This is a genomic window from Leptolyngbya sp. FACHB-261 (assembly GCF_014696065.1).
Taxonomy (GTDB): Bacteria; Cyanobacteriota; Cyanobacteriia; order FACHB-261; family FACHB-261; genus FACHB-261.
The window spans coordinates 1-7,483 of sequence record NZ_JACJPL010000006.1 but is presented as its reverse complement, the minus strand read 5'-3'; the positions used below and the strand labels follow the sequence as shown (position 1 = coordinate 7,483).

Sequence of the window (7,483 nt, the reverse complement as noted above, 5' to 3'; positions counted from 1 at the left end):
CACTGGTTGTCAAGGTTTTGCTTCAACATCAGACAGCGAGCCTCCTGGAACCGCAGTTGCTTCTGGAACTGCAACGGACTCATAGCAGTGACCGATCTGAAGTAATGGTGGAAACTGGAGATGCTCATGCCAAGCTCTCGAGCGATGGCTTCAACCCGCAGTGGTTGGTTAAAGTCTTTCCGCAGGCGAGCGATTGGTCTGGCGATATGGTGGGTGTAGCCACCCAAAACGGCAATCTGACGGAGCCGATTTCCTTGCTCTCCCATCAGTAGTCGGTAGATGATCTCGCGCTTGATCAGAGGGCGAGCACATGCGCTCCAGCTGGGGAATCGAGCAGCCTAACGGGCCGAACCACTGTATGCAACTCATGATTTTTCAGGCTTGGCATTATAAAAAACGGATAGGCGCTGCGCAAGCCTCAGCCTACCCAGAAGTCACCTCGTAGACTTAGTGGGTGATCTGAATATTCAACTCCTCTTGCCATTGGGACACAGGTTTCTCCCAACTCTCTTCCCATTTTTGAGCAATCAGTTGTTTGGCAGTTTTACCCATTTGCCAACCTTGCTCAAGGGTCGAAATCAGAACAGGGAGAACTTCAGGAGATGAAACCATAAAACCGACTAGACCACCAACCAGCGCCACCAGTGCAGAAGGGAGACGAAATTGTGCTAGATAAAAGGCTTGTAAACCCAGTTCTCCGAGTGGAGACGTATCAAAACCCGTCACAACGTGCCATAGATCGTGGGTGATTTGATAACGATACTCAACGTAACTCACATCGGAGGTAACTCGTTCCCAGGAGAAGAGGCTAGGATCGGCATCAAGGGGTTTCAACCCTGCTGCTTGCAGTGACGTGGCATAGACATAGCCCAAAGAATCTTGTGGCAAATTCAGAAGCATCTCTAGCGGTGGAATTGGTGCCGAATAGCGTTCTTGAATAATTGCACGAGCCGTACTATCACCTTGCTGTAATTCGTCCACCGCAAGTTGATAAGCAGGGGCATTGACCAGATAGTTTACTAGCTCGGAGAACCTTGCATTGATCTCATCAAAATCATCTGCATGTTCAAGGTCTGCTTCACTATCCATCTGAAATGTGTTCAAAATGGCAGCCATCAGACTTGCTTGAAACTCCTCTGAGTGGTTCGCTTCGGCTACGTTCAGTGTTTCCATCTTAATCAACCTCCAAATGTTTAAGAACGAACAAAACTTACTGACTAGAGCGAGTCGCCTGGTTTGCTTCCTGTGGAATTACCAATAATTTCTTCAAAGTGAAATATACCGGGAGAAACAATAGCCAAGCCAGGTCCGACCAAGCAGGTGCGAATAGTGCGATCGCGATAGCTACCATCGCGCAAATTGGCTCAATTAAGGCTTTAATCTTCATGGTTGCGATAGTTTGAGCATCAAGATTCTCGTCGACTAAGTGATGCTGATACGTTGCATAGTTCCAGCTAGCAAATGAGAGAAACCCGATTAACGAAATGTTGACTGCAAAACAGATTTTGGTGATGGAATTGCTTGGGAAGACAAGCGACAACTCATTGGAATAAGGCACAAGAAACAGACACATCAGATACAGCGTATAAATCCATAAATGTGTCTCGTTCGTGCGTTTGTAGTAGGAAAACTGTTGGGTATGGGCAATCCAATACATTGCTACAAGCACAAATGTAACCAGATAAGCACCCAATGGCTTGAGTTGACCTACCAAAAACTGATTAATTTCCACCTTTGCTAGCATTTCAGCATTCTCTGGCAAATCAAATTGCCAAAAGGTTAGCGCCATTGCTAATGCAAAAATGAAATCGCTCAACCGAGCTAGATGCTTCAGGGCATTTGAGGCTTGCGCATCCTGATCCATATGCATTCTTCCCTGAAAAAGCCCAAGCTTGCTGATTTAATACTAGACCATCCAGACGGTACAGTGTCAAGGGTAAAACTGTACTAGGCAGACGATTTTTGCGTTTCAACCACTAGACAGTCTGGACGGTATAATAAAGAAACAGGATCGCCTTGAACCAGAAGTGCTGAGATCGAACCTTAATGAAACTTATAAAAGCCATCAAAACTAGCAAAGCTGCCGAAAAAGCTTCTACACCTGGCAAGAAACGTTCTGAAACTCAAGATCGCCTGATTCAATGCGCGATCGATATCCTCATCAATCAAGGCAACGAAGCTCTGACACTAGATGCGGTCGCACATGCAGCCAAAGTCAGCAAAGGTGGTTTACTCTATCACTTCCCCAATAAAGAAGCTCTAATCACGGGGATCATTCAGCATCTTATTGATGGTTTTAATGCGGCGATTGAATCCGAACTGGCAAAGGAGAAGGGGGATGAACCTGGGAAATGGCTACGTGCCTATGTCCGTGCAACCTTTAACAGCAGTCAGCTTCCCCTTGCTCTGGGTTCAAGCCTCTTTGCAGCCGTTTCCATATCGCTCAATCCAGAAACCGCAAAACAAATCGACACCCAGATTAGTGAATGGCAGCATAAACTATATAACTGCGGACTTGATCCAGTTCAAGCTAGTATTGTCCATCTGGCAACAGAAGGGCTGTGGGCAACAGAGATGTTTGAAATTAATGCACCCAATCAAACACTTCGCAAGCAAATTCTTAAAAGATTGCTAGACATGACTCGTGAAGCTCACTGAGTTCTCTACCACCGCATGAGTTTTGGGGCAACGCAGTATAACAAGTCGATTTGCCGTCAACTGCGTCAAAAATTACCTGAACTGGCACTGGAACTGTTTATTGTACATCCATCTTGTATCCTACACGCTAATTTTTGGTAGTACCTTACAAAAATGTATGTGCTTGAAATATTAGCAAACTTTATTTATAGTGATAATGACAATGTTACCCTACCTTAGCTTGAGCCAGATCAAGCCAAGGTAGGGTGCAATGTGAAGCTGTACGCCTCTGCCGTTTCGTGTCACATACCCGCTTGCCTACGATTGCTCAGTTACCGCTTAAGAATCAGCAGTAGCGACTGACATTCGGTTTAGCTTCCAATACTGTAATTGTGTAAGACATCTGCCCAAAATGCTTATATCTGAAGCAATGGCAAAAGCATTTAATGCTGCACTTCTACTTTATAAAGTGCTGGGTTAGCTTCAGCTAATAATGCAATCTGCCGCCACCAATCTTGGAGTTCCGGATTTGAAGCTATTGCCTGCTGCCAAGTCTCTTGACTTTCCCAATGTGCAACATTGATAAATGAAAACCGGGCCTCTGCATCAAGACTACGATGCAGCTTAGTATCAATAAAGCCTGGTTCCTGCTTCAGCAGATGAGCAGTTTGATTCCACAATCGAACAAATTCATCTTCTTTGCCTCGTGATACAGCAAATACGTTGATTAACGTGACTAACGATTGCATTGCTACTTCCTCTTATCGTTTTAGGAGTCAGATGTTATCTTTACATCATCGGTATGTCCAGCCCTATGTAAATCTCGCCTTCCCCAGGGCTTGATAATTGAGACAGAAATAACCGCCAATAAGCAGACTACTTGGATCATCCCACCGACAATAACCCCGTGCACATCAAACATAAACAGGGGGTTGGCTAACGCTTTGACTCGTTCGCTGGCTGAAATCGCCGTCATCGAGTTTGTCCAAGGACCCAGCCAAAACGTACCAAAGATGATTAATCCAGTCGTCACGATCCACTTGGTGATGACCCAGTAGAACTTGAAAAAACCCCAAACAGTTAGCCAGCACAGCAATGTTCCTGTCAGAGCAGAAGCGATTGCCATTGGAATAATCACAAAATCATCTAGCAATTTCACCATCGCATTGACGGCGTGTAGTTCATCACCATTAGTTGTTTTCCGGTTTGCGATTGTCATTAGCACCATTGCCAGGGCAACTCCAAACCAAAGACTTCCAGAGATAACATGCCCAGAGAGTAGCCAGTTTTTCTGCTTAGTGTTGAGTTTTGACATCCTTCCCTCATCGTTGGTGATTGGTTATCAGCTTTTCAATCGCGGTCACTGCCAAGGTTAAACCAGGTTTGCTTGCGATCTCGTGAGCAAATTTCTGCACGTTGTCGGTATAGATCTCGCGATTCCATACGGCTGTCAATGCACGATGCAGTCGTTCTACACTTAACTGCTTACTCGGAAGAGTAATGCCTAATTGGTGATAGCGAATTCGAGCAGCAACCCCAGGCTGATCGTTACCCGGTGGAATTGCTACCATTGGAACCCCTGCCTGTAATGCTTCTAGCGTTGAATTCATACCCGCATGAGTAATAAATAGTTTTGTCCGCTGGAGTAACTCAACCTGTGGTGCTTTGCGAACAAACAAGAATTGGGGATGCTGCTGTTGTAGAGCCTTGAGTGTTTCATCAGTCATGTGGGGTCCCACAGCAAGAACTAGTTGGCACTCTAATTCCTGACAGGTTTGAGCAATCATTTGGTAGGCAGTAGTTTGGTCGTTGTAGACCGTCCCTAAGGCAGCATAGATAAGTGGCTTGCCGTTCAACCGCGTCCAAGGAAAATCAACTCGGACTCGCGCTGAGGCGTTTACCCAAGGACCGGTATAGACATACTTGTCTTTATCTTGACGCGGAAAGTCAAAGGCAGAAGGAACCTGAGAAAGGCGAGCTAGTGCCTGTCGAGAATCTCCTAATCCTTGAGATTGGGGCAAATTCCAGGCTTGTGCATAGTAATTCTGCACAGTGCTAAAAAATGGACCGATGACTTTCGCAAACAGAGCATTCGTAATGCGGTCGCGTATCTTGCCAAACCAAGAGTTTGAGTAATCAAAACCCAACATTGTGGGTGGAATGTCTGGGCTATAGAGAAAGGCGGGAATCGAGGGTTCAAGAATGATATAGGGAATGTAATGCTTCTCTCCCAGAAGATAAAAATGTGGAGTCAGCGCATCAATGAGAAGACAATCCAGCTGACCTGAATGCTGGTTCATCCAGGCATCAACAGCCAGTAAGTTTGCGGTGTTAATCCATTCAACCTCTTTCATCATTGCTGACATTTTCCAGGGGGGTGTTCCTCCCGCCATGCTGGTCATCAGACGGTTGACTGTGCCTAAAGGCAACTCTTGAGCAGCACACTCGACCACCTTCAGTCCGGCAGCTTGACCAACCGCAACGGTATCCACCATTGAGAAGAATATGACCTGATGCCCGCAGCTCTGAAGCTCCCTGCCCAGAGCTACAGATGGGTTGAGATGTCCTTCTCCCGCTAGCACCAGCAGTCCAATTCGCATGCTGCTCCCACCTTCTCATTAGGGGCCTGATAGTTAGCTACCTAACTACTTTACCAGGCGAATCAGCCAAAATTGCACGGGAACTATAACTTTTGTAATGCGGGAATGCCGGAACGTAGTTTCGTCAGGAGTTTGATGAAGGTTTTCTTTTCACGGTCGCTCAGATTATCCATCCATGCCTTGATCCGGACAAAGTGCTCAGGCAGTATCCTGCTCATGAGTTCTCGTCCTTTGTCAGTCATGTGGACTGTGAGCATTCTGCGATCCACTGGGTGAGGCTGGCGGGTGACTAACTTCTCGCGTTCTAGACCATCTAGTAAGCTCGTCACTGATGCACGAGTTACGCCAGCCCGCTCAGCAAACTCAGAGGGTAGTAGGCCCTCCTTATCTGCCTCGACTAACTGCATAAGCAGTGTGAACTTTCCTCTGGATAGATTGTGAGCTTCAAGATAGCTATCTACTGAGTCATAGAAGGCAGTTGAAGTATCCAGAAATACTAGGCAAGCCTCAATGGAGGGAATATCGATTTCTGGGTAACGGCTTGCCATCCCTTGAATGGTCTGCTGGTCGGGAAGAGAATGAGAACTCGCCATAGCTTGGTAAAGAGGTAGTTAGGCCCCTTATTGTAAGCTAGCTAAACTGTACTGCTAGAGAGCGATATAACGTTCCAGCTTGTCGGCTTTGGGATGGTGTCTAAAAAGTGATCTCACTGCTACTAAAGTGCCGCTCTGTTTAATCTCAACATATGTACAGGGTTTAAGTCGTTAAGTAAGGTGGTTCTGCGATTGAATTTCCAGGTTTAATCGTGAGTTCGAGCGTAAAGCGCAGCGTCAGACCCTGTTAAAGAACTTGCTCTAAGTCCCTCTTTCACAAGCCATGTAGCTGATTCAAGATCTGCTTCAATTGCTCGGACATCACCTGCAACTTCATAGCTTGACGACCCCGCTCAATCTCAGCCTCGGCCTTCAGCTTGTGCTTCAGGGGGAGATAAACTCGTTTGACTTTGCCTTGCTCACAGGTGACATGGTTGTAATAGGTTCGGCCGTTGGGTTTAGGGTAAGCAGCGATTGAACCCTCCCGAGTTCCCTGAGCCACCAACTCTCTCACCGCCTGTTGCAGCTCTGCTACTGCTTGGGTGAGGTGAGTGGCAGCTCGGCCAACTGGAGTTAGAGAGTCATGCCAAACCTGAGAGCTTTGGCATGAAAGCAAAGCTGTTGCTTGAGGCGGCTGCGGAGGTTCTGCGTCACCGAGTGATTCATGCAAAAGTTCTGTGTTTTGGCATGAATTGCTCACTCGCGGTTTAGGCTCTGGCCCAACGGCTCCCGTTCCCGTCTGTTCAGGTAAAAGGCTGTTACTTTGACATGAATGCCCAACCGATTGGGGCTCAGCCCCTTCAGGCTGGCCCGGAATTTCTGTAGCACTAGGGGTTAGGACACGCCTCCGACGTTTGCTCATCTTCTGCTCCTACCTCCAGGCAGACACGTCTAGTCCAGCTTCGGCTGGCTTATCCCGGACACTCAAAGCCAGCAACTCCCCTAACCGCTCCTGACGCTCAGGACTCAACTGCTGTATGGCTTGCTCCAAGCTCTCGCTGCTATAGCTTGAGACCAGCTCCTGAAGTTGGCCAGGGGTTTCACACTGCTGTAAGGCAGCACACAAGGCAGCCAGGGCAGGCTTGCCTCGGTCAGGTAGCGACGGTGCAGCAGTTAAGGCTGATGTCTGGGTAACAGCGCCAGGAAGCACTTTCAGCAAGTCCCAGGCTCGCAACACGTCCTGGCTACGACCAACCTGAACTTGGTAACTAGCCGTCTGCGGGTAGAAGCGGAGCACTCTGCCTCGCTCTCCCGGTCGCTGGCGCAACCCTACCACTTCCTGTGGATCAAAGGCCGTTGCTGAAGGCAGCTCTGAGACGTTTTTGCTCACCTGCTGCACCCAAGTCTGCTGCTCTGGCGTCAGTAGCTCGAAAGCCTGGTTCAGGTGGGGTGTAGGGGTCTTCTGGGCCAGCAGCTCTTGTTCCTGACGAGTGCGACACTGCAGCAGGCGTTGGGCGAGGTGCAGGCGGAGTTCGGGGGAAAGAGGTTCAAGCGCTTGAGCAGCAACGGTTTGGCTAGGTGGTTCAGGCTTATTCCTAGCGTCACTACCTAGATCTAGAGCACTAGGAATAGTGCCTGACCACTGCTCCAACCTCTGCAGGTCCAAGCTTTTGAGAATCTTGCTGATCGCGCTTTGCGTCAGGCCAACCAGCT

General features: G+C 48.1%; 9 protein-coding genes and 1 pseudogene. 1 reads left to right on the top strand and 9 read right to left on the bottom strand.

The genetic code is table 11. The features are described from left to right. From H6F94_RS33440 to H6F94_RS03685, 3 genes and pseudogenes are all read right to left on the bottom strand, one after another. Positions 1-128, bottom strand: a pseudogene (locus H6F94_RS33440) (AraC family transcriptional regulator CmrA); the annotation flags it as partial. A 319-nt stretch (positions 129-447) separates the two neighbouring features. Then, positions 448-1,173 carry a Coq4 family protein gene (locus H6F94_RS03690; RefSeq protein WP_190800896.1) on the bottom strand — a complete coding sequence of 242 codons (726 nt, stop codon included), beginning with the start codon at positions 1,171-1,173 and terminating at the stop codon, positions 448-450. A gap of 37 nt (positions 1,174-1,210) precedes the next feature. Beyond that, positions 1,211-1,864, bottom strand: a complete 654-nt coding sequence (locus tag H6F94_RS03685; protein WP_190800895.1) for a TMEM175 family protein — start codon at positions 1,862-1,864, stop codon at positions 1,211-1,213. 182 nt (positions 1,865-2,046) lie between these two features. Here H6F94_RS03685 and H6F94_RS03680 point away from each other — a divergent pair, with 182 nt between their 5' ends. Continuing rightward, a complete protein-coding gene (locus tag H6F94_RS03680; protein WP_190800894.1) occupies positions 2,047-2,658 on the top strand; it encodes a TetR/AcrR family transcriptional regulator in 612 nt (203 codons plus the stop codon). A gap of 422 nt (positions 2,659-3,080) precedes the next feature. On the opposite strand, the gene H6F94_RS03675 is transcribed toward H6F94_RS03680, so the two are convergent. The 6 genes from H6F94_RS03675 to H6F94_RS03650 all read right to left on the bottom strand — a co-directional run. After that, complete coding sequence (locus H6F94_RS03675; protein WP_190800893.1) at positions 3,081-3,386, bottom strand: antibiotic biosynthesis monooxygenase family protein; 306 nt, start codon at positions 3,384-3,386, stop codon at positions 3,081-3,083. A 20-nt stretch (positions 3,387-3,406) separates the two neighbouring features. Continuing rightward, positions 3,407-3,952, bottom strand: a complete 546-nt coding sequence (locus H6F94_RS03670; RefSeq protein ID WP_190800892.1) for a hypothetical protein — start codon at positions 3,950-3,952, stop codon at positions 3,407-3,409. Positions 3,953-3,959: 7 nt separating this feature from the next. Next, complete coding sequence (locus H6F94_RS03665; protein WP_190800891.1) at positions 3,960-5,237, bottom strand: glycosyltransferase; 1,278 nt, start codon at positions 5,235-5,237, stop codon at positions 3,960-3,962. 83 nt (positions 5,238-5,320) lie between these two features. Next, complete coding sequence (locus tag H6F94_RS03660) at positions 5,321-5,830, bottom strand: MarR family winged helix-turn-helix transcriptional regulator (RefSeq protein WP_190800890.1); 510 nt, start codon at positions 5,828-5,830, stop codon at positions 5,321-5,323. Between the two features lie 274 nt (positions 5,831-6,104). After that, positions 6,105-6,692: a hypothetical protein gene (locus H6F94_RS03655; protein ID WP_190800889.1), complete on the bottom strand. Its 588-nt coding sequence runs from the start codon at positions 6,690-6,692 to the stop codon at positions 6,105-6,107. A gap of 9 nt (positions 6,693-6,701) precedes the next feature. Further along, positions 6,702-7,483: hypothetical protein (locus H6F94_RS03650; RefSeq protein WP_190800888.1), on the bottom strand; the 782-nt coding region annotated here is incomplete at its 5' end.

Excerpts from the sequence above, each read along its gene's own strand:
- H6F94_RS03660 (WP_190800890.1), bottom strand. The coding sequence starts at position 5,830 with ATGGCGAGTTCTCATTCTCTTCCCGACCAGCAGACCATTCAAGGGATG.
- H6F94_RS03680 (WP_190800894.1), top strand. The coding sequence starts at position 2,047 with ATGAAACTTATAAAAGCCATCAAAACTAGCAAAGCTGCCGAAAAAGCT.
- H6F94_RS03685 (WP_190800895.1), bottom strand. The coding sequence starts at position 1,864 with ATGGATCAGGATGCGCAAGCCTCAAATGCCCTGAAGCATCTAGCTCGG.
- H6F94_RS03670 (WP_190800892.1), bottom strand. The coding sequence starts at position 3,952 with ATGTCAAAACTCAACACTAAGCAGAAAAACTGGCTACTCTCTGGGCAT.
- H6F94_RS03675 (WP_190800893.1), bottom strand. The coding sequence starts at position 3,386 with ATGCAATCGTTAGTCACGTTAATCAACGTATTTGCTGTATCACGAGGC.
- H6F94_RS03665 (WP_190800891.1), bottom strand. The coding sequence starts at position 5,237 with ATGCGAATTGGACTGCTGGTGCTAGCGGGAGAAGGACATCTCAACCCA.
- H6F94_RS03690 (WP_190800896.1), bottom strand. The coding sequence starts at position 1,173 with ATGGAAACACTGAACGTAGCCGAAGCGAACCACTCAGAGGAGTTTCAA.
- H6F94_RS03655 (WP_190800889.1), bottom strand. The coding sequence starts at position 6,692 with ATGAGCAAACGTCGGAGGCGTGTCCTAACCCCTAGTGCTACAGAAATT.